Raw genomic sequence first — 18,471 nt, forward strand, 5'->3', positions numbered from 1 at the left:
TTCTGACGATCGAGGTAATGCATGACCGCACAGGATTTTCCCCCTCGCCAGGTGGCCTTCAGGCGTGTGCGCCTGGGCGCGGTGGCTGCGCTAGGCGCCTTGCTCGCGGCGTGCGCCGGCACGCCCTATGAGACCGCCCCTCAGCCTCAGCCGCCGGTGCCGCAGACACCAGCGCCGGGCCCGGTGATCACCACCCCGCCGCCGGTGCAGACGCCGCCGGCACCGCGCCCGCCGGCCACACAGCAGAGCCACCCCCGTTATGCACCGCCGCCACATGCGCCGGCGCACTGGGACAATCGTCTGGGCGTCTATGTGGTGGAAGGCAAGGATCTTTACTACCGTGAACGGCTCTATTACCGCTGGGATGGCGAGTGGCTGTGCGCCGGCCGGCCTGACGGCCCCTGGGAGCCTGTAGCGCTGCCGAGCGTGCCACCGGGGTTGCGCAACCGCTATTGAGTCGGGACACGCTGTAGCGGCGCTGCGATGGTTATTTGGGCTAAAGCTGTTCCGCCGCTTGCCGATAAGAGGGACAAGCGCGAACAGTGCGCCTTTTTCCGTCCCGGTGGATGCCCGGTGACGCAGGACAATCGGAGTAGATTCATGAATGCCTCTGTGAAGCGTCTCGAAGAAACCGGCAGCGCGCTGCGCTCGGCCCTGGCACAGCAGGACTGGACCGCCATCGGCGAGCTGGATCTGCTGTGCCGGCAAGCCGTGGAAGACGCGATGCGCGAGCCGGAGCGGGACGAGGGTGTCATTCGTTTGCGCATCCAGGAGCTGCTTGAGCTCTATCGCGAGTTGGTCGGCTTGTGCCAATCCGAGCAGCGCCGCATTGCCGATGAGCTCATGCAGCTCAATCAATCCAAGCAAGGGGCCAAGGTCTATCAGCTTTTCGGCTGATCTCACCATCGTGCCGTTCCATCCGTCGTGCCGGGATCATTCGGCGCCGATGCCTCACATTCGTTGTTGCGTTTCCTTACCGTCTTCGTGTTTAAATCACGTCATAAATTTGACTCAGTGCTCGTTTTTTACTTAACTAGTGGCCAAATGCCGGTTTGTGAGGTCGTCTGACGTCAGTGCCGGCTTTCTTCCAGCCCCATAGAGTTCTGAAACCACGATGTGGCGCGAAACCAAGATTCTGTTGATCGACGATGACAGCGAACGTCGCCGCGACTTGGCGGTAATTCTGAATTTTCTGGGCGAAGACCATCTGGCCTGCTCGAGCACCGACTGGCGTAACGCCGTTGCACCGCTCGAATCCAGCCGCAGCGTGCTCAGCGTGATGCTCGGAGAGGTCAAGGCTCGGGACGGAGCCGTCGAGCTGCTCAAGCAGATCAGCAAGTGGGACGAGAACGTTCCCCTGCTGCTGATCGGCGATCCGGCGCCGGCCGAGTGGCCGGACGAAACCCGCCGCCGCGTGCTGACCAGCCTGGAGATGCCGCCCAGCTACAACAAGCTGCTCGACTCGCTGCATCGCGCCCAGGTCTATCGCGAGATGAACGACCAGTCCAAGGCACGTGGGCGGCAGCGCGAACCGAACCTGTTCCGTAGCCTGGTTGGTACCAGCCGGGCCATCCAACACGTGCGGCAGATGATGCAGCAGGTTGCCGATACCGAGGCCAGCGTGCTGATCCTTGGCGAGTCCGGCACCGGCAAGGAAGTGGTCGCACGCAACCTCCACTATCACTCCAAGCGTCGTCAGGCGCCTTTCGTACCGGTCAATTGCGGCGCGATTCCGGCCGAGCTGCTGGAAAGCGAACTGTTCGGTCATGAAAAGGGCGCCTTCACCGGGGCCATCACCGCGCGGGCAGGGCGCTTCGAGCTGGCCGAAGGCGGGACCCTGTTTCTCGATGAAATCGGCGACATGCCACTGCCGATGCAGGTCAAGCTGCTGCGCGTGCTGCAGGAGCGCACTTTCGAGCGCGTCGGCAGCAACCGCACGCAAAGTGCAGACGTGCGGATCATCGCCGCGACGCACAAGGACCTGGAGAAGATGATTGAGGAAGGCAGCTTCCGCGAGGATCTCTACTACCGGCTCAACGTCTTCCCGATCGAAATGGCACCGCTGCGTGAGCGCGTCGAAGACATTCCGCTGTTGATGAACGAACTGATTTCGCGGATGGAACACGAGAAGCGCGGCTCCATCCGTTTCAATTCGTCCGCCATCATGTCCTTGTGTCGCCACGACTGGCCGGGCAACGTACGCGAGCTGGCCAACCTGGTCGAGCGCATGGCGATCATGCATCCCTACGGGGTGATCGGCGTGATGGAACTGCCGAAGAAATTCCGCCACGTCGACGATGACGACGAGCAGTACATGAGCGCCGCCAGCGATGATCTCGAGGAACGCGTTGCCTTCCATGTGCCGATGACCGGCCTGGAGGCCAGCGCCATGCTGCCTGCCGAGGGGCTGGATTTGAAGGACTACCTGGGTAACCTCGAACAGGGCTTGATTCAGCAGGCACTCGATGATGCCGGTGGGGTGGTCGCCCGTGCCGCGGAGCGCTTGCGCATCCGTCGGACCACGCTGGTCGAGAAAATGCGAAAGTATGGAATGAGCCGGCGCGACGATGAGGGCGACGAGGCCTAGCGCCTCTCTCTTCAGCCCACCAACGCCCCGCCATGCGGGGCGTTTTCGTATCTCTCTCGCTCCGTTCGTCCGGTGCTGGCTGAGGCCGGGCACGATGTTTGCTCCTGCCTCTACAAACGCCCAACTTTTGACGGCACGAGTAAAGCGCAGTGAAGCCCATCGTCCATTCGATCAACCCCGAACCTGCCGAGCATGAAACAGCGCTCGAGCTGGAGCAGTCGTTGCGGCGGTTCAGCCAGATGTCTGCCCAGCTGGGGCAGTCGCGTGGGTTGCTCGAAGAGCGAGTGGCTGAACTCAAGCAGGAACTGGCTCTCGCCGGAGCCCAGCGCGAGCAGGAGCTGGCGGAGAAAGAGCGCCTTGCCGGTCGCCTGCGTAATCTGCTGGACCTGCTGCCCGGTGGCGTAATCGTGATCGATGGTCAGGGGCGCGTGAGCGAGGCCAATCCTGCTGCGTGCCAGTTGCTTGGCGACGCTCTCGAGGGTGAGCGCTGGCGCGATGTCATCGCGCGCAGCTTCGCACCGCGCCGCGACGACGGCCATGAGATTTCCCTGAAAAACGGCCGTCGCCTGTCCATCGCCACGCGCTCGCTGGCTGGCGAGCCGGGCCAGCTGGTGCTGCTCACCGATTTGACGGAAACCCGTCACCTGCAGGAACAGCTGGCGCGTCACGAGCGGCTTTCTTCGCTGGGACGGATGGTCGCCTCGCTGGCGCATCAGATCCGCACGCCACTGTCTGCCGCACTGCTCTATGCCAGTCATCTGACGGACAGCACCCTGGCGCCCCAGCATCATCAGCGCTTCGCCAGTCGGCTCAAGGAGCGGCTGCATGAACTCGAGCATCAGGTGCGCGACATGTTGGTGTTCGCCCGGGGCGATCTGCCGAAATCCGATCGCTTGAGCCCGGGAGCGCTGCTGCAGGCCTTTCGCCTGGCGGCCGAGACCCAGGTCGAAGGCACGGCGGTTCGCTGGCAGTGCGACAGCTACGTCGGCGAGCTGCTGTGTAATCGCGACACCCTGGTGGGCGCCTTGCTCAATCTGCTGGAAAACGCGATTCAGGCGGGCGGCCGTGAGGCGCGGATCAAGGTCCACTTCTACACCCGTGGGACGACGCTGAGGCTCTGTGTGAGTGACAACGGCCCGGGCATCGAGCCGGCGTTGCTGGCGCGCCTGGGCGAACCCTTTCTTACCACCAAGACCACTGGCACCGGCCTCGGTCTTGCGGTCGTGCAGGCGGTGACACGCGCTCACCAGGGCCAGCTGAGCCTGGTGTCGCGCCCTGGCCGCGGTACCTGCGTGCTGCTGTCGCTACCGCTGATTCTCCCGGCTGCGGCCGGAAACAAGGAGTGAAGTCCATGACAGCGAAAATCCTGCTGGTGGAAGACGATCGAGCTTTGCGCGAAGCGCTTGGCGACACGCTGATGCTTGGCGGGCACGAGCATCGGGCCGTGGATTGCGCCGAAGCGGCGTTGGTAGCACTGCAGGAAGAAACCTTCGGCCTGGTGCTCAGCGATGTGAACATGCCAGGCATGGACGGCCACGCGCTGCTGCGAATGGTGCGCACGCGATATCCGCAGGTCCCGGTGCTGCTGATGACGGCCTACGGCGCGGTCGAGCGGGCGGTCGAGGCCATGCGCCTTGGTGCCGTGGATTATCTGGTCAAGCCGTTCGAGCCGCGCACGCTGCTCGAGCTGGTCGCGCGTCACGCCTGCGGCCATCTGGGCAAGGCCCATCGCGATGGCCCGGTGGCCTGCGAACCGGCCAGCCAGCAATTGCTGGCACTCTCGGCACGGGTGGCCCGCAGCGATTCGACTGTCCTGATTTCGGGTGAGTCCGGTACCGGCAAGGAGGTGCTGGCGCGCTATATCCATCAGCAATCGCCTCGTCAGGCCAGCCCTTTCATCGCCATCAATTGCGCAGCGATCCCTGACAACATGCTCGAGGCCATGCTGTTCGGGCACGAGAAGGGCGCCTTCACCGGGGCCATTGCGACCCAGGTCGGCAAGTTCGAACAGGCCAATGGCGGAACCTTGCTGCTGGACGAAATTACCGAAATGCCGCTTGGCCTGCAGGCCAAGTTGCTACGTGTTCTGCAGGAGCGTGAAGTCGAGCGAGTTGGCGGTCGCAAGCCGATCGCCCTCGATATCCGGGTGGTCGCCACCACCAACCGCGACCTGGCCGCCGAAGTCGCGGCCGGACGGTTCCGCGAAGACCTGTTCTATCGGCTTTCGGTATTCCCTCTGGCCTGGCCGCCGCTGCGCGCGCGCCCGGCCGACATCCTGCCCCTGGCTGAGCGGCTGCTGGCGATGCATGCGCAAAAAATGAAAGTTGGTCCGGTGCGTCTGTCGGGCAACGCTCAGCGTTGCCTGCTGGCGCACCCCTGGCCGGGTAACGTCCGGGAGCTGGACAATGCCATTCAGCGTGCGTTGATTCTGCAGCAGGGCGGACTGATCCAGCCCCATGATCTGTGCCTGAATTCAACCATCGGGCTGGTGCCGCCGGCTGCGGTCAGTGCGGCGCCGGCGGTCCCCGTGATCGAGCCGGTGGAAACCACGGCGGGTCTGGGTGAGGATCTGCGCCGGCGCGAATTCCAGGTGATCATCGACACCTTGCGCACCGAGCGCGGGCGGCGCAAGGAAGCGGCAGACCGCCTCGGCATCAGTCCGCGTACGCTGCGTTACAAGCTGGCGCAAATGCGCGAGGCCGGGTTCGATGTCGAGGCCTACCTGTACGCCAGCTGAGTCCTGGGGAGGACGGCGGTCAGCGGTTTCTGTGCGTGCGCGCCAGGGCCTGGTTCACTGCCTGCCATCCTCCGACTGCCGTCTCGCCGACCTCGGCGAATACCTTCTCCAGCAGCCGCGCCTGTTCTCGGCGTAGCGCCTGTTCCAGCTTGGCTCCTTGGGCCGATAGCCGCAGCAGGCGCTTGCGCTTGTCCTCTTCAGCCGTGAGGCTTTCCACCAGATGCATCTCTATCAGCTGACGCAGCGGGATATTCAGCGCTTGCTTGCTGACGCTCAGGTGACCGAGCAGATCAGTCACGCTGAGCCCTGGGTAGCTGGCGATGAAGAACAGGATTCGATGGTGTACGCGCGATAGGCCACGACGCGCCAGCATCTCGTCGGGCTTGGCCGTGAACGCCTGGTAGCCATGGAACAGGCTTTCCATGAACTGGCGCTGAACGGCGCTTTTTTTTAGGTCAGCCATATTGACGTTTTTACCGTTGGGAGCGTAGTTTCGGTCAAGTAGTTTGACTTATTTGTCCGGCCCCTGCATCTGGTACTCCCATGGCTTTATCGAAACGCGTCGACCGCCTGAAAAGCTCCCTGATCCGCGAAATACTGGCTGCCGCGCAGCGCCCTGAAGTCATGTCATTCGCAGGCGGATTGCCGGCCGAGGCCATGTTGCCCAAGGTCGACTGGGCACAGATGCCTGCCGGTATCGGGCAGTACGGGATGAGCGAGGGCGAGCCGGCGTTGCGCGAGGCGATCGCGGCCGAGGCGCGTGCGCTGGGCGTACCCTGCGAGGCCAGTCAGGTGCTCATCGTCAGCGGATCGCAGCAGACCCTGGACCTGGCGTCCAAGCTGTTCATCGATCCGGGTACTCAGGTTCTGCTCGAGGCGCCGACCTACCTGGCTGCGCTGCAGGCGTTCCAGTTCTTCGGCGCGGATTGCATCGCCGTCGCGCAGGAAAGCGATGGGCCCGAACTCGAGGCGCTACGCCAGGCGCTGGAGCAGAGCGCACCGGCCTTCGCCTACCTGATACCGACCTTCCAGAATCCTTCGGCGGTGCGCTACAGCGAAGCCAAGCGCGAGGCGGTTGCCGCGCTGCTCGATGAATTTGGCGTGACCCTGATTGAGGACGAGCCCTATCGCGAGCTGGTGTTCGACGAGGGCAGCGCGCGCCCCATCGTCAGCCGGTTGCGCAAGGCCAGCTGGATCTACACCGGTACCGTTTCCAAGACCCTGCTGCCGGGGCTGCGCGTCGGTTACCTGATCGCTTCGCCGGACCTGTTCCCCTACCTGCTGCGCCTCAAGCAGTCGGCGGACCTGCATACCAATCGCATCGGTCAGTGGCAGGCATTGCAGTGGCTCGGTAGCGAGCAGTACCGCGCTCATCTGGCCGAATTGCGCGACTTCTACCGCATTCGCCGCGACGCCATGCAGGCGGCGCTGCTCGAGCATTTCGCCGACCTGGCTGACTGGGAAATTCCCCAGGGCGGGTTGTTCTTCTGGCTCACCCTCAAGCAACCGATCGATACGCGCACGCTGCTCGACGCGGCGCTGCAGCGCAACGTCGCCTTCATGCCGGGCGAGGCGTTCTTCGTCGACCCGGATCGACATCCAGGCCACTTGCGTCTGAATTTCAGCCATGTCGGCCCGGACCGGCTTGGCGAGGGACTGCGCCGTTTGGCTGCGGTGATGCGCGAGGCGTTGCCGGCCGAGGCGGCATAGAGCGAGGGGGTGTCATGTACAAGGTTTATGGCGATTACCGTTCGGGCAACTGCTACAAGGTCAAGCTGATGCTGCATCTGCTCGGCCGCGAATACGAGTGGGTCCCGATCAACATCCTGCGCGGCGAAAGCCGCTCGCCGGAGTTCCTGAAAAAGAATCCGAACGGCAAGATCCCGGTTCTGGAACTCGATGACGGCAGCTGTCTATGGGAATCCAACGCGATTCTCAATTACCTGGCCGACGGCAGCGAGTTTCTCCCGGCCGATCCGCGGCTGCGTACCCAGGTGCTGCAATGGCAGTTCTTCGAGCAGTACAGCCACGAGCCCTATCTGGCGGTGGCGCGCTATATCAAGCTCTATCTCGGTTTGCCGGAGGAGCGCCGTGAGGAATACGAGGCCAAGCAGCTCGATGGCTATCACGCGCTGGCGGTCATGGAACAGCAGCTGCAGCGCACGCCTTATCTGGTCGGGGAGCAATATTCCATCGCCGATGTGGCCTTGTATGCCTACACCCATGTGGCTGAGGAGGGTGGATTCGATCTGGCGGCGTATCCGGCGATACGTGCCTGGCTGCAGCGAGTGGGCAGCCATCCGCGGCATGTCGGGATGTATGACTGACGGGTAGGACGGGCAAAGCCCATATCGAAGGGGCGCCAGGCGGCGCCCCTTTTCATTGTCGAAGAATCAGCGGACCAGGCCCAGGAACTCGCTGCGCGTGGCGGCGTTCTCGCGGAACTGGCCGAGCATCACCGAGGTGACCATCGAGGAGTTCTGCTTCTCCACGCCGCGCATCATCATGCACATGTGCTGCGCCTCTATGACGACCGCGACGCCCCAGGCACCAGTAACGTTCTGGATGGCCTCGGCGATTTCGCGGGTCAGGTTCTCCTGGATCTGCAGGCGGCGCGCATACATGTCAACGATGCGTGCGACCTTGGACAGGCCCAGCACCTTGCCATTGGGCAGGTAGGCAACGTGAGCCTTGCCAATGAACGGCAGCATGTGGTGCTCGCAGAGCGAGTACAGCTCGATGTTCTTGACCAGCACCATTTCACTGTTGTCGGAGCTGAACAGGGCGCCGTTGGTGACCTCTTCGAGGGTCTGCTGATAGCCCTTGCACAGGTACTGCATGGCCTTGGCGGCGCGTTTGGGCGTGTCGAGCAAGCCCTCGCGGTTGACGTCCTCGCCAAGCTGGCCAAGGATCGCGGTGTAGTGTTGTTCCAGAGACATTGAAATACCTGTCAGGCGTCGGGAGCGCGAGAGGCGCAGGGTAGGGGGCAAGCGCAGCGCTGGCAAGTGCGGGATGGGCGTACGTTTCGTACGTTATTCGTCCCGCCCCTCCAGCATCGTGCGCTTGAGCATGACGTAGAGTGCGCCGCTGCCACCATGGCGCGGAAGGCACGAGGTAAAGCCCAGAACCTGCGGGTGCTGACGCAGCCAAGTGTTGACGTGGCTCTTGATCAACGGCCGCTTGCCATCGAGCCGCGCGGCCTTGCCATGGGTAACGCGCACGCAGCGGATCTCATATTTTCCGGCTTCGGCCAGGAAATCCCATAGCTGTTCTCGGGCCTTCTCGACGGTCAGTCCATGCAGGTCGAGACTGCCTTCGAACGGAATCTGCCCGGCTTTGAGCTTGCGCATCTGCGCCTCTTGTACGCCGTCACGGCACCAGTACAGCTCGTCTTCGGCGCCGACATCGATGACGAACTGGTCGGACAAGCCGTCGATGCGCTGCTCACCGGTGCGCACCGTCGCGTTGGCGCGGCGGGTGGCGATCTGCTCGCGGTTGTCGCGTGGCTTTCCGGTCTCGGCGCGCTCGTGGCGGATCGGTTTCACGCCGCGTACGGCTGACTGGAAAAGGGAAAAGTCGTCGTCTTGCATAGGGCCTCCACAGAGGCGGCCAGTTTATCAGTCGAACGCGGGAGCGGGAGGGTGGGTTGCCCCGAGCGACTAGCGGCGTTTGCGCAAAAGATGCGGCGACATGCTCAGGCCGTCGGGCTGGCGCAGGCGGCGTCGGCAACGACGGCAAATGGCGATACCCAGCCACAACAGCACGACACCGACGACCAGCATCACGATGGCACCGTCTCGCCCGGTTCCGAGGCTACCCAGCGCCTGCCCGTGGCCGAGCAGCGAGGCGGTGCCTGCCAGCGCCAGCAACACGCCTAGGGTCGCGAACAACGCGCCGAGGAGTGCCGCCAGGCGTAGACCCCAGCCGCGGCGCTCGCGTGGCGGGCGCAGGCGGCGAGCGTCGAAACCATCGGATGACTTCATTGCGGTACCTCTTCAGGACAGGGCTGTGACCGGAACATCCCGGTCGGGTTCATTGCCCGTCAGCATCGAGTTCGGCACGCTGCAGCGGAATCGCTCGATCAGAGAAGCGCCTGGGTATTGTCGACGCAGGCCGCGAAGTTGTCGGCGAGGATGGTCATTTCCATCCGATGGACATCGGCCGCACTGACCACGCCCTGGCCGTGGGGCAGGTCGCGGGTGGCGCAGGCGTCATCGACCAGCGTGCAACGATAACCGTAGTCCTTCGAGGCGCGCACGGTGGTGCTGATGCTCGAATGGGTCATGAAACCGCAGACGATGATGTCCAGCCGCCCCAGCGCTTGAAGCCGATCATGCAGGTCGGTGCCGGCAAAGGCGTTGGGCAGGCGCTTCTCGACGACCGCCTCGCCGGCCTGCGGCGCGGCCTCGGGCATGATCTGACCGCGCTGAGCCTGGGGATCGAACAGACCGCCGCTGATGCCCAGATGACGCACGTGCACAACCGGCGCGCCGGCTTCACGGGCGGCGGCGAGCAGGGTGGAAACTTCCTTGAGCGCGGCTTCCAGCCCCGGCAGTGCCAGCACGCCATCGCGGTACTCTTCCTGCGCATCGATGATGACCAGGGTGGCGTTTGCCAGCTTTGCCGGCGCGTAACCACGGCCACTGAGCTGAAACATGGTCTGTGGCAGGGACATTGCTGACTCCTTGTGTGAAAGAGGGTGATTGTGGCGCCAGATGACGAGGATGTGAACCGCTGCGATGCAATGAGTCCCCGTCGACGCGCTGCGCTCATGCCCTCAACCCTGGCCAGCCCAGGAGAAAAGGCCGCCTGGCTGGGCTAAACTGCCGCCCTTTGACTTGGGAGATGCTCTGTGACCGCTTCGCCATCGCGCCTGCGTACTCTGCGTGATTACATCCGATGGGCCGTCAGCCGCTTCCAGGCCGAGCAGTTGTTTTTCGGTCACGGCACCGACAATGCCTGGGACGACGCCAGGCAGTTGGTGCTCGGTGCGCTGCACCTGCCTTACGAAATCGCCGACAGCTACCTCGACTGCCGCCTGGAGGACGACGAACGCGAGCACCTCGTGCAGTTGCTGCACCGTCGTATCGAAGAGCGCGTACCGACCGCCTACCTGTTGGGCCAGGCCTGGTTCTGCGGCTTGCCCTTCATCGTCGACGAGCGCGTGCTGGTGCCTCGTTCGCCGATCGGCGAGCTGATCGAGCAGCAGTTCAGGCCATGGCTGGCGCAGGAGCCGGCGCGAATCCTCGACCTCTGCACCGGCTCGGGTTGCATCGGCATTGCCTGCGCCTACGAGTTCATGGATGCCGAGGTGGTGCTGGCCGATCTGTCGTTCGATGCCCTGGAAATCGCCAACCGCAACATCGAACAGCATGGTCTCGAAGAGCGTGTCTACACGGTACAGGGCGACGGTTTCGACGGCCTGCCGGGGCAGCGCTTCGACCTGATCGTCTCCAATCCGCCCTATGTCGATGCCGAGGATTTCGCCGACATGCCGGACGAGTTCGGCCATGAGCCAGCGATGGGGCTCGCCTGTGGCGAGGATGGCCTGGATCTGGTCCGGCGGATGCTTGCCGAAGCGGCCGACCATCTGACCGACAAGGGCACGCTGATCGTCGAAGTGGGTAACAGCCAGGTCCACGTCCAGGCGCTTTATCCAGAAGTGGATTTCACCTGGCTGGAATTTTCCCGCGGCGGGCATGGGGTATTCCTGCTGGCGGCCAGCCAGTGCCGCGAGCATCAGACGCTGTTCCGCTCCCGCGTGAAGGGTTGAGCGTCAGCGCGTCGCGATCCAGATGAGCAGCCCTGCCTGGAATAGGGCGAAGGCCACCAGGCAGACGATGGTGAAGCGCAGGGTGCCGTCTTCGCGCTGGAAACGCGTCATGCGCTCCTGCAGTTTGCGGATCGCCGCCTCCTGTTCCAGCAGGTTGCGATCGGCCTGCTCGAGCATCGCCGCACCGTCGAGCAACTCGACGATCTGCACTTTGTCCTTATTCCAGTCCCCATGCAGCGCGCTGACTCGCGGAGCGGCGTAGGTGGCCTTCAGCGTGCGGGCATCGGGGTAGTCGACATCGAAGCCTTGAGCCTTGATGAAATGGTCGCGGCGCATCCGGGCGTCTTCGCTGAGCACGTCCTTCATGCTCAACGATCCGCCTTCGACTTGGTAGTGAGCCCAGCGTTTCTTCGCCCATGCGGCGCCCCAGGCCAGCAGGAAGCGCCCGAGGCCACGGTTCAAGGGCTCGATCTTGAGGCCCGAGTCAGGGCCGAAGCGTACTTCCTTGCTGCGGTGGTCGGCCCACACCTCCAACACATTCTGTTGTTTGTGCAACGCCTGGCCGGGCAGGTGAATGAATAGCCGTAGCAGGCTCTGTTGTGGCGTGTGCCGCTCCACTTCGCCGAACTGGACGAAGCGCAGTGGCCGCGCACCGGTGGCGCGGTCGGTGGGTAATGCCGTCAGGCGCAGCAGGCGAAAACGCTCGGCTTGCAGCTCCGCCCAGGGATGCGGCGAAGGCGGCGCTGCGGCAGCGATTTCGGCTTCGGCTTCGTGGTTTTCCGGGGTAACGGGTGTATCGGTCATCGTGGGGCCTGCATCGTCTCGGCGCTTGGGCGCAGGGTTCGGCAACGCAGACCCTGTCCTCTGTGCAGCAGGGTATCGGCCGGATCGCGATTAACTGGAGGGTGGCAACAGGCCGTGGGCACGCAGGAAGCGGCCGATGTGCTCGCCGACCGCTCTGGCGATCGGTAGCGAGGGGTCGTTGTAGGACGCCATCTGGAGGTTGCGTTCGGCCGGAACGATGCGTAGCACGTGGTTCATGCCGTCGATCAACGCCAGTTCGGCGTCCGGCTTGGCCCGCTGCAGGGCCTGGGCGTCGGCAACGCTGACCTGGATGTCGTGCCGGCCCTGGATGATCAATGCGGGCATTTGCAGCGCGGCGAAGGCAGCGGCGGGGTCCTGGCGAAACAGTGAGATCAGATAGGGCTGTACGCTGGGGCGGAACAGGGCCTGCAGCGGTTGAGGGATGTCCGCGTGCTGGCGTCCGGCCTTGAGCTCGTCGAGCAGATAGAAGCTGGTCGCCAGTAGCGGTGGGGGCAGTCGGCCCTGCAGTTGGTCGCGCAGCAGGATGTCCACCGGTTCGCCCGTACCGGCGATCGAAATCACCGCGTCGGCCTGCGCGACGGGTGCGGCCAGGCTGGCGATCAAAGCGCCTTCGCTGTGGCCGATCAGGATCACCGAGGCGAAGCGGGCATCCTGCCTGAGCTGGCGGACCCAGCCGACTGCATCTTCGACATAGCCTTCGACGCTGAGGTCGCGCTCGTCCGGCGAGGCCGGCCTGCTGGCGGCGATCCCTCGCTTGTCGTATCGCACGCTGGCCACGCCTAATCGTGCCAGCGCCTGGGCCAGACGCTTGAGTGCATCGTTGTGGGCGTCGGGGTTGTTGCCGTCGCGGTCGGTTGGCCCGGAGCCGGCGATCAGCAGCGCGACGGGCACGGCGGCATCGCGCTGCGGCAGCATCAGGCTGCCGTGCAGGACGCCGGTCGGCGTCTCCAGGCGCATGGACTGGTGGAGCAGGGTCTGTGCCTGAAGGGAAGGGGCGAGCATGGCGAGCAGGGTTATCAGTAGAAGGCGCATGGCGGATTCGTTTCGACGACGCGGCTTGGACGCAGCAGGTGACGCAAGGTTCGGCGCGAGTGTAGGCACATCGCCGGCAACAGCGAAACACTGGTCGGCTCAGGTATACTGCCGGCCCTTTCTCGAGGTCGTTCGCGGAGCGTCGTGCATGTCCGGCAATACTTTCGGCAAACTGTTCACCGTCACCACCGCTGGTGAAAGCCATGGTCCGGCACTGGTGGCCATCGTCGATGGATGCCCGCCTGGCCTCGAGCTGAGCAGCGCCGACCTGCAGCGCGACCTCGACCGGCGCAAGCCGGGCACCAGCCGTCATACCACCCAGCGCCAGGAGGCCGACGAGGTCGAGATCCTTTCCGGGGTGTTCGAGGGCCGCACGACCGGCACGCCGATCGGCCTGCTGATTCGCAACACCGACCAGAAGTCCAAGGACTACTCGGCGATCAAGCACGTCTTCCGTCCGGCTCACGCCGATTACACCTATCACCACAAGTATGGCGTGCGCGACTACCGCGGCGGCGGCCGTAGTTCGGCACGCGAAACCGCCATGCGTGTGGCCGCCGGGGCCATCGCCAAGAAGTATCTGGCGAAGCTGGGCATCCAGGTGCGTGGCTACATGAGCCAGCTCGGGCCGATCGAGATCGCCTTCAAGGGCTGGGACAGCGTGGAGCAGAACGCCTTCTTCAGTCCCGACCCGGAAAAAGTTGCGGAGCTTGAGGCCTACATGGATCAGCTGCGCCGTGACCAGGACTCGGTGGGCGCGAAGATCACAGTGATCGCCGAAGGCGTGCCGCCGGGCCTTGGCGAGCCGATTTTCGATCGCCTCGATGCGGACCTCGCCCATGCGCTGATGAGCATCAACGCGGTGAAGGGCGTCGAGATCGGCGTCGGCTTCGCCTCGGTCGCGCAGCGTGGCACCGAGCATCGCGACGAGCTGACGCCCGAAGGCTTTCTCTCCAACAATGCCGGCGGCATCCTCGGCGGTATCTCCAGCGGCCAGCCGATCGTTGCGCACCTGGCGCTCAAGCCCACCTCCAGCATCACCACCCCGGGCCGCTCGATCAGCATCGACGGCAGCGCGTCGGACGTCATCACCAAGGGACGTCACGATCCCTGCGTCGGCATCCGCGCCACGCCGATCGCCGAGGCGATGATGGCCATCGTCCTGCTCGACCACCTGCTGCGTAACCGTGGACAGAACGCCGATGTGCAGGTCGACACGCCGGTATTGCCACAGCTTTGAGATATCGACCCGTGGCGACGACTGCGCGCGCTCCTGTGCGTGATCCGACATGAGTAACGCATTGCCTTACTGGCGCCTGTCTGGCTTCTACCTGTTCTATTTCGCCCTGCTGGGCGCGACGGCGCCATTCCTCGGGCTTTATTTCGATCACCTGGGGTTCGCCCCCGAGCGGATCGGCGAGCTTGTCGCCATCCCCATGCTGATGCGCTGCCTTGCGCCGAACCTGTGGGGCTGGCTGGGCGACCGTACCGGCCAGCGCCTGGTGATCGTGCGCATCGGCGCGATCTGTACGCTGGTTTCCTTCGCGCTGATCTTTTACAGCAAGAGCTACGCATGGCTGGCGCTGGTGATGGCCCTGCATGCGTTCTTCTGGCATGCCGTGCTGCCGCAGTTCGAAGTCATCACGTTGGCGCACCTGCGCGATCAGGCGTCGCGCTACAGCCAGATCCGTTTGTGGGGCAGCATCGGCTTCATCCTGGCTGTGGTCGGGTTGGGCGTCCTGTTCGACCGTTTCGGCCTGGGCATCTACCCGCTGGCGATCGTCGTGATCATGGCCGGCATCGTCGTCAGCAGTGTCTGGGTGCCCAACGCCCAGCCGCAGCAGCGTGACGAGCGGCCCGGTGAGGGTGGCTTTCTGCGTCAGCTGTTTCGCAAGCCAGTACTGGCGTTCTACCTGGCCGTCGGTCTGATGCAGTTGTCCCATGGCCCGTACTACACCTTTTTCAGCATCCATCTTGAAAGCCTCGGTTACCCGCGTACCACCATCGGCCTGTTGTGGAGCCTCGGGGTGGTCGCCGAGGTGCTGCTATTCCTGGTGATGATGCCGATACTGGCGCGCTTCAGTCTGCGCCAGGTGCTGATGGCGAGCTTTCTGCTCGCGGCGTTGCGCTGGTTGCTGCTCGGCGCCCTGGCCGAGAATCTGACGGTGTTGCTGATCGCACAGCTGATGCATGCCGCCACGTTCGGCAGTTTCCATGCGGCGGCCATCCATTTCGTCCAGCACAGCTTCGGGCATCGACAGCAGGGTCAGGGCCAGGCGCTGTACGCCTCGCTGGCCGGCATCGGTGGCGCGCTCGGCGCGTTGTACTCGGGTTACAGCTGGACTAGTCTCGGCCCGGTCTGGACCTTTGCCATCGCCAGCCTGGCGGCGCTGGCCGCAGCCGTTATCATTGCCATCCCGTTGCAAGAGGACCGGGCATGACTGCCACACGTGAATCCCTTTCCCGCGCCATCATCGAGGCGGGGCGCTTTCTCTACAGCCGCGGCTGGTCGCCCGCCACCAGCAGTAACTACTCGGCGCGCCTGAGCGGCACCGAGGCGCTGCTGACGGTGTCGGGCAAGCACAAGGGCGAACTCGGCATTGACGATTTGCTCGCGGTTGACATGCAGGGCCAGAGCCTCGAGCCTGGCAAGAAACCTTCGGCCGAAACCCTGCTGCACACCCAGCTGTACGCTTGGAAGCCGGATATCGGCGCGGTGCTGCATACCCATTCGGTGAATGCGACGGTCCTGTCGAGGATCAGCCTCAGCGACTCGCTGGTATTTGCCGATTACGAACTGCAGAAGGCCTTTTCTGGCGTCTCGACCCACGAGAGCCAGGTGCTGGTGCCGATCTTCGACAACGATCAGGACATTGCCCGCCTGGCCGGGCGCATCCAGCCCTGGCTCGAGGCGCATCCCGACTGTGTCGGCTACCTGATTCGCGGCCACGGCCTCTACACCTGGGGGGCGCAGATGAGCGACGCGCTGCGGCAGATCGAAGCCTTCGAATTTCTCTTCGAGTGCGAGCTCGCCGTGCGCGCGTTGCAGCGGAACTGATTACATCCCTGACACATGCCGCGAGGCGCCACGCGTCCCGGCCAGAAACCCGAGCGGAAATCAACCATGAGCACACTGAGCGTTTATCACCAGGCATCGCCCGAACTGCCGAACAAGGTCTTGACCCATGCCGAGGACATCGCCGCCACGCTGGCCGAAGTCGGCGTGCGCTTCGAGCGCTGGGAGGCGAGCGTTCCGGTGGCAGCCGGTGCGTCCCAGGAGGAGGTCATTGCCGCCTACCGGACGCAGATCGAGCGGCTCAAGGCCGAGCGCGGTTACGTCACGGTCGACGTGATCAGCCTCGATCGCGATCATCCGCAGAAAGCCGAACTGCGCGCCAAGTTTCTCGACGAGCACCGCCACGCCGAGGACGAGGTGCGTTTTTTCGTGGCGGGCCGTGGGCTGTTCACCCTGCACATCGATGACTATGTCTACGCGGTGCTGTGCGAGAAGAATGACCTGATCTCGGTCCCGGCCGGCACGCCGCACTGGTTCGACATGGGGGAAAACCCACATTTCGTCGCCATCCGCCTGTTCAACAATCCGGAAGGCTGGGTTGCGAACTTCACCGGCGAAGACATCGCCAGCCGCTTCCCGCGCCTGGAAGACTGACCTCCACGACGGCGGCCGCATCTGCGGTCGCCGGCCTTCAACCCGGCTGCCGCCGCACCATCGGAAACGCCATGACCATCAAAGCGATCCTTACCGACATCGAGGGCACCACCAGCGCCGTCAGCTTCGTCTTCGATGTGCTGTTTCCCTACGCGAAAAAGCATCTGCCAACCTTCGTGCGGACCTATGCCAGCCAGCCCGACGTGGCCGCGCAGCTCGACGCCGTGCGCCAGGAAAGTGGCGAGCAGGACGCCAGTACCGAGCGTCTTATCGAGATCCTGCTGGAGTGGATCGCGGCCGATCGCAAGGCGACGCCCCTCAAGGCGCTGCAGGGGATGGTCTGGGCGAAGGGCTATCGGGCCGGTCAGCTCAAGGGGCACGTGTATCCCGATGCGGTCGCTGCGCTTCGACGCTGGCACGAGGACGGCTATCGGCTCTACGTCTATTCGTCCGGTTCGGTTCAGGCGCAGAAGCTGATCTTCGGCTGCTCCGAGGCAGGCGACCTGACACCGCTGTTCACCGATTTCTTCGATACCACCACGGGCAACAAGCGCGAGCCCGAGGCCTACGAGCGTATCGCTCGTGCGGTCGGGTTGCCGGCTGAGCAGATCCTGTTCCTTTCCGACGTGGTGCAAGAGCTCGATGCCGCCCGAGCCTCTGGCATGCGCACCTGCGGGCTGTCCCGGGACGGCGCCGAGCTGCCCGAACACCCGGTCGTCGCGTCGTTCGACGATATCGACCTCTCGGTCTACTGAGCCCTCTGCGTGGACTGAACCCTGCTCCCGCCCTGGCATCCTAAATTAGGAACCTATCTGAAACAGGAGCGACCTCATGGATGCCTTTGGCGGAATTTTCGGCCTGATCATTCTTCTTCTGGATATCTGGGCCATCGTCAGCGTGCTGCGCAGCGACAGCGAGACCGGCAAGAAGATTCTCTGGGTGCTGCTGATCGTGATCCTGCCGGTTCTGGGTCTGATCATCTGGGGCATCATGGGCCCGCGCGGGAACCGCAACGGCGATGCCGGCCAGCTTCGACCCTGACACCTGTTGCCCCGCTTTGCGGGGCACTCTGACGCGGGTGCGCGATGGATACCTTGAGCACGGTCCTGATGGTGCTGGTCGCGATCCTCGATGTCGTTGCGCTGTTTTTCGTGTTGCGTAGCGGTATCGAACCGGGCCGCAAGCTCGTCTGGTCTGTCGTGATCATCGTGTTGCCGGTCGTCGGCATCATCATGTGGGCCTGGGCTGCCGGGCCGCTTGGAAAGGTGAGGCTCTAGTCGTGTCCGGGCGCCGACACGACGGGTTCTGGCTAACGGTTTTACTGGCATTTGCACCCTTGGCATGGGCCGACGACTTGGCTTGGGAGGCACTGCGCGAAGGGAGGGCGTTGTTGATGATGCGCCATGCGACTGCGCCGGGCCTGGGTGACCCCGCGGGCTTTGTCCTGGCCGATTGCAGCACACAGCGCAACATCGATTCGCGCGGCCGTGCCGAGGCGCAGCGCTGGGGCGAGTCGTTGCGCGCCCGGGGCATCACCCGTGTACGGTTGTTCAGCAGCCGCTGGTGTCGCGCGCTGGATACCGCACGGGAAATGGCGCTTGGCGAGGTTCGGCCGCTACCGTCTCTCGACTCGTTCATTTCCGACAGTCACCGCAGTGACGCTCATGTCGCCACCCTGCGGCGTGATCTCGCAGCAATGCCGCCTGGCGACCCGCTGGTGCTGGTCACCCATCAGATCAACTTCACCGCACTGACCGGAATCTTCCCGCGCTCCGGGGAAGCCGCCATCATCGAGCTGCCGTTGGCCGATCCGGTGCGGGTCCTGGCGCGCGTGCCAACGCCCTGAA

At 64.1% G+C, this 18,471-nt stretch carries 23 protein-coding genes; 16 read left to right on the top strand and 7 right to left on the bottom strand.

Annotated elements, in window-relative coordinates:
• The first annotated feature begins 21 nt into the window (after positions 1-21).
• The 5 genes from G7026_RS05660 (at position 22) to G7026_RS05680 (ending at position 5,324) form a co-directional block, all read left to right on the top strand.
• On the top strand, positions 22-456 hold the full coding sequence (locus G7026_RS05660) for a hypothetical protein (protein WP_181069772.1): 435 nt from the start codon (positions 22-24) through the stop codon (positions 454-456).
• 144 nt (positions 457-600) lie between these two features.
• Positions 601-897 carry a flagellar protein FliT gene (gene fliT, locus G7026_RS05665; protein WP_181069773.1) on the top strand — a complete coding sequence of 99 codons (297 nt, stop codon included), beginning with the start codon at positions 601-603 and terminating at the stop codon, positions 895-897.
• A gap of 217 nt (positions 898-1,114) precedes the next feature.
• A complete protein-coding gene (locus tag G7026_RS05670; RefSeq protein WP_181069774.1) occupies positions 1,115-2,587 on the top strand; it encodes a sigma-54 dependent transcriptional regulator in 1,473 nt (490 codons plus the stop codon).
• 239 nt (positions 2,588-2,826) lie between these two features.
• A complete protein-coding gene (locus tag G7026_RS05675) occupies positions 2,827-3,933 on the top strand; it encodes a sensor histidine kinase (protein WP_181069836.1) in 1,107 nt (368 codons plus the stop codon).
• Positions 3,934-3,938: 5 nt separating this feature from the next.
• The gene (locus tag G7026_RS05680) at positions 3,939-5,324 is read left to right on the top strand and encodes a sigma-54-dependent transcriptional regulator (protein ID WP_181069775.1); all 1,386 of its coding nucleotides are present in this window, start codon (positions 3,939-3,941) and stop codon (positions 5,322-5,324) included.
• A gap of 19 nt (positions 5,325-5,343) precedes the next feature.
• Here G7026_RS05680 and G7026_RS05685 read toward each other — a convergent pair whose 3' ends face one another.
• Positions 5,344-5,787 (bottom strand): MarR family winged helix-turn-helix transcriptional regulator, encoded by a 444-nt coding sequence (locus G7026_RS05685; RefSeq protein WP_181069776.1) that lies wholly within the window; start codon positions 5,785-5,787, stop codon positions 5,344-5,346.
• Between the two features lie 80 nt (positions 5,788-5,867).
• Between G7026_RS05685 and G7026_RS05690 the strand changes: the two genes are divergently transcribed.
• Both G7026_RS05690 and G7026_RS05695 read left to right on the top strand, forming a co-directional pair.
• Positions 5,868-7,034, top strand: a complete 1,167-nt coding sequence (locus G7026_RS05690) for an aminotransferase-like domain-containing protein (RefSeq protein WP_181069777.1) — start codon at positions 5,868-5,870, stop codon at positions 7,032-7,034.
• A gap of 14 nt (positions 7,035-7,048) precedes the next feature.
• On the top strand, positions 7,049-7,651 hold the full coding sequence (locus G7026_RS05695; protein WP_181069778.1) for a glutathione S-transferase family protein: 603 nt from the start codon (positions 7,049-7,051) through the stop codon (positions 7,649-7,651).
• Positions 7,652-7,717: 66 nt separating this feature from the next.
• Here the strand turns inward: G7026_RS05695 and folE are convergent, their stop codons facing one another.
• From folE to G7026_RS05715, 4 genes are all read right to left on the bottom strand, one after another.
• On the bottom strand, positions 7,718-8,263 hold the full coding sequence (gene folE / locus G7026_RS05700; RefSeq protein WP_178077593.1) for a GTP cyclohydrolase I FolE: 546 nt from the start codon (positions 8,261-8,263) through the stop codon (positions 7,718-7,720).
• 93 nt (positions 8,264-8,356) lie between these two features.
• Positions 8,357-8,914 (bottom strand): Smr/MutS family protein, encoded by a 558-nt coding sequence (locus G7026_RS05705; protein WP_181069779.1) that lies wholly within the window; start codon positions 8,912-8,914, stop codon positions 8,357-8,359.
• A 69-nt stretch (positions 8,915-8,983) separates the two neighbouring features.
• Positions 8,984-9,307 carry a hypothetical protein gene (locus tag G7026_RS05710; RefSeq protein ID WP_181069780.1) on the bottom strand — a complete coding sequence of 108 codons (324 nt, stop codon included), beginning with the start codon at positions 9,305-9,307 and terminating at the stop codon, positions 8,984-8,986.
• A 98-nt stretch (positions 9,308-9,405) separates the two neighbouring features.
• Complete coding sequence (locus G7026_RS05715; protein ID WP_181069781.1) at positions 9,406-9,999, bottom strand: cysteine hydrolase family protein; 594 nt, start codon at positions 9,997-9,999, stop codon at positions 9,406-9,408.
• Positions 10,000-10,176: 177 nt separating this feature from the next.
• On the opposite strand from G7026_RS05715, the gene prmB reads away from it, so the two are divergent.
• Entirely contained in the window at positions 10,177-11,097 is a 921-nt protein-coding gene (gene prmB, locus G7026_RS05720) for a 50S ribosomal protein L3 N(5)-glutamine methyltransferase (RefSeq protein WP_181069782.1), read from the top strand.
• Between the two features lie 3 nt (positions 11,098-11,100).
• Here the strand turns inward: prmB and G7026_RS05725 are convergent, their stop codons facing one another.
• On the bottom strand, positions 11,101-11,901 hold the full coding sequence (locus tag G7026_RS05725; RefSeq protein WP_181069783.1) for a hypothetical protein: 801 nt from the start codon (positions 11,899-11,901) through the stop codon (positions 11,101-11,103).
• A gap of 90 nt (positions 11,902-11,991) precedes the next feature.
• Positions 11,992-12,954, bottom strand: coding sequence for an alpha/beta hydrolase (locus G7026_RS05730; RefSeq protein WP_181069784.1), 963 nt, complete (start codon positions 12,952-12,954; stop codon positions 11,992-11,994).
• A 148-nt stretch (positions 12,955-13,102) separates the two neighbouring features.
• Between G7026_RS05730 and aroC the strand changes: the two genes are divergently transcribed.
• The 8 genes from aroC to G7026_RS05770 all read left to right on the top strand — a co-directional run bounded on the left by aroC (position 13,103) and on the right by G7026_RS05770 (position 18,470).
• On the top strand, positions 13,103-14,194 hold the full coding sequence (aroC, locus tag G7026_RS05735; protein ID WP_181069785.1) for a chorismate synthase: 1,092 nt from the start codon (positions 13,103-13,105) through the stop codon (positions 14,192-14,194).
• A 49-nt stretch (positions 14,195-14,243) separates the two neighbouring features.
• A complete protein-coding gene (locus tag G7026_RS05740; protein ID WP_181069786.1) occupies positions 14,244-15,395 on the top strand; it encodes an MFS transporter in 1,152 nt (383 codons plus the stop codon).
• The gene (locus tag G7026_RS05745) at positions 15,392-16,012 is read left to right on the top strand and encodes a methylthioribulose 1-phosphate dehydratase (RefSeq protein ID WP_181069787.1); all 621 of its coding nucleotides are present in this window, start codon (positions 15,392-15,394) and stop codon (positions 16,010-16,012) included. Before G7026_RS05740 ends, G7026_RS05745 begins: the two co-directional genes overlap by 4 nt.
• Before the next feature lie 66 nt (positions 16,013-16,078).
• A complete protein-coding gene (locus G7026_RS05750) occupies positions 16,079-16,624 on the top strand; it encodes a 1,2-dihydroxy-3-keto-5-methylthiopentene dioxygenase (protein WP_181069788.1) in 546 nt (181 codons plus the stop codon).
• 71 nt (positions 16,625-16,695) lie between these two features.
• Positions 16,696-17,379 carry an acireductone synthase gene (mtnC, locus tag G7026_RS05755; protein ID WP_181069789.1) on the top strand — a complete coding sequence of 228 codons (684 nt, stop codon included), beginning with the start codon at positions 16,696-16,698 and terminating at the stop codon, positions 17,377-17,379.
• Positions 17,380-17,455: 76 nt separating this feature from the next.
• Complete coding sequence (locus tag G7026_RS05760) at positions 17,456-17,665, top strand: PLD nuclease N-terminal domain-containing protein (protein WP_138408636.1); 210 nt, start codon at positions 17,456-17,458, stop codon at positions 17,663-17,665.
• A 44-nt stretch (positions 17,666-17,709) separates the two neighbouring features.
• A complete protein-coding gene (locus tag G7026_RS05765; RefSeq protein WP_181069790.1) occupies positions 17,710-17,901 on the top strand; it encodes a PLDc N-terminal domain-containing protein in 192 nt (63 codons plus the stop codon).
• 116 nt (positions 17,902-18,017) lie between these two features.
• Positions 18,018-18,470 carry a histidine phosphatase family protein gene (locus tag G7026_RS05770; RefSeq protein WP_181069837.1) on the top strand — a complete coding sequence of 151 codons (453 nt, stop codon included), beginning with the start codon at positions 18,018-18,020 and terminating at the stop codon, positions 18,468-18,470.
• Position 18,471: the final 1 nt, after the last annotated feature.

The organism is Stutzerimonas azotifigens (assembly GCF_013522725.1).
GTDB classification, from domain to species: domain Bacteria; phylum Pseudomonadota; class Gammaproteobacteria; order Pseudomonadales; family Pseudomonadaceae; genus Stutzerimonas; species Stutzerimonas azotifigens_A.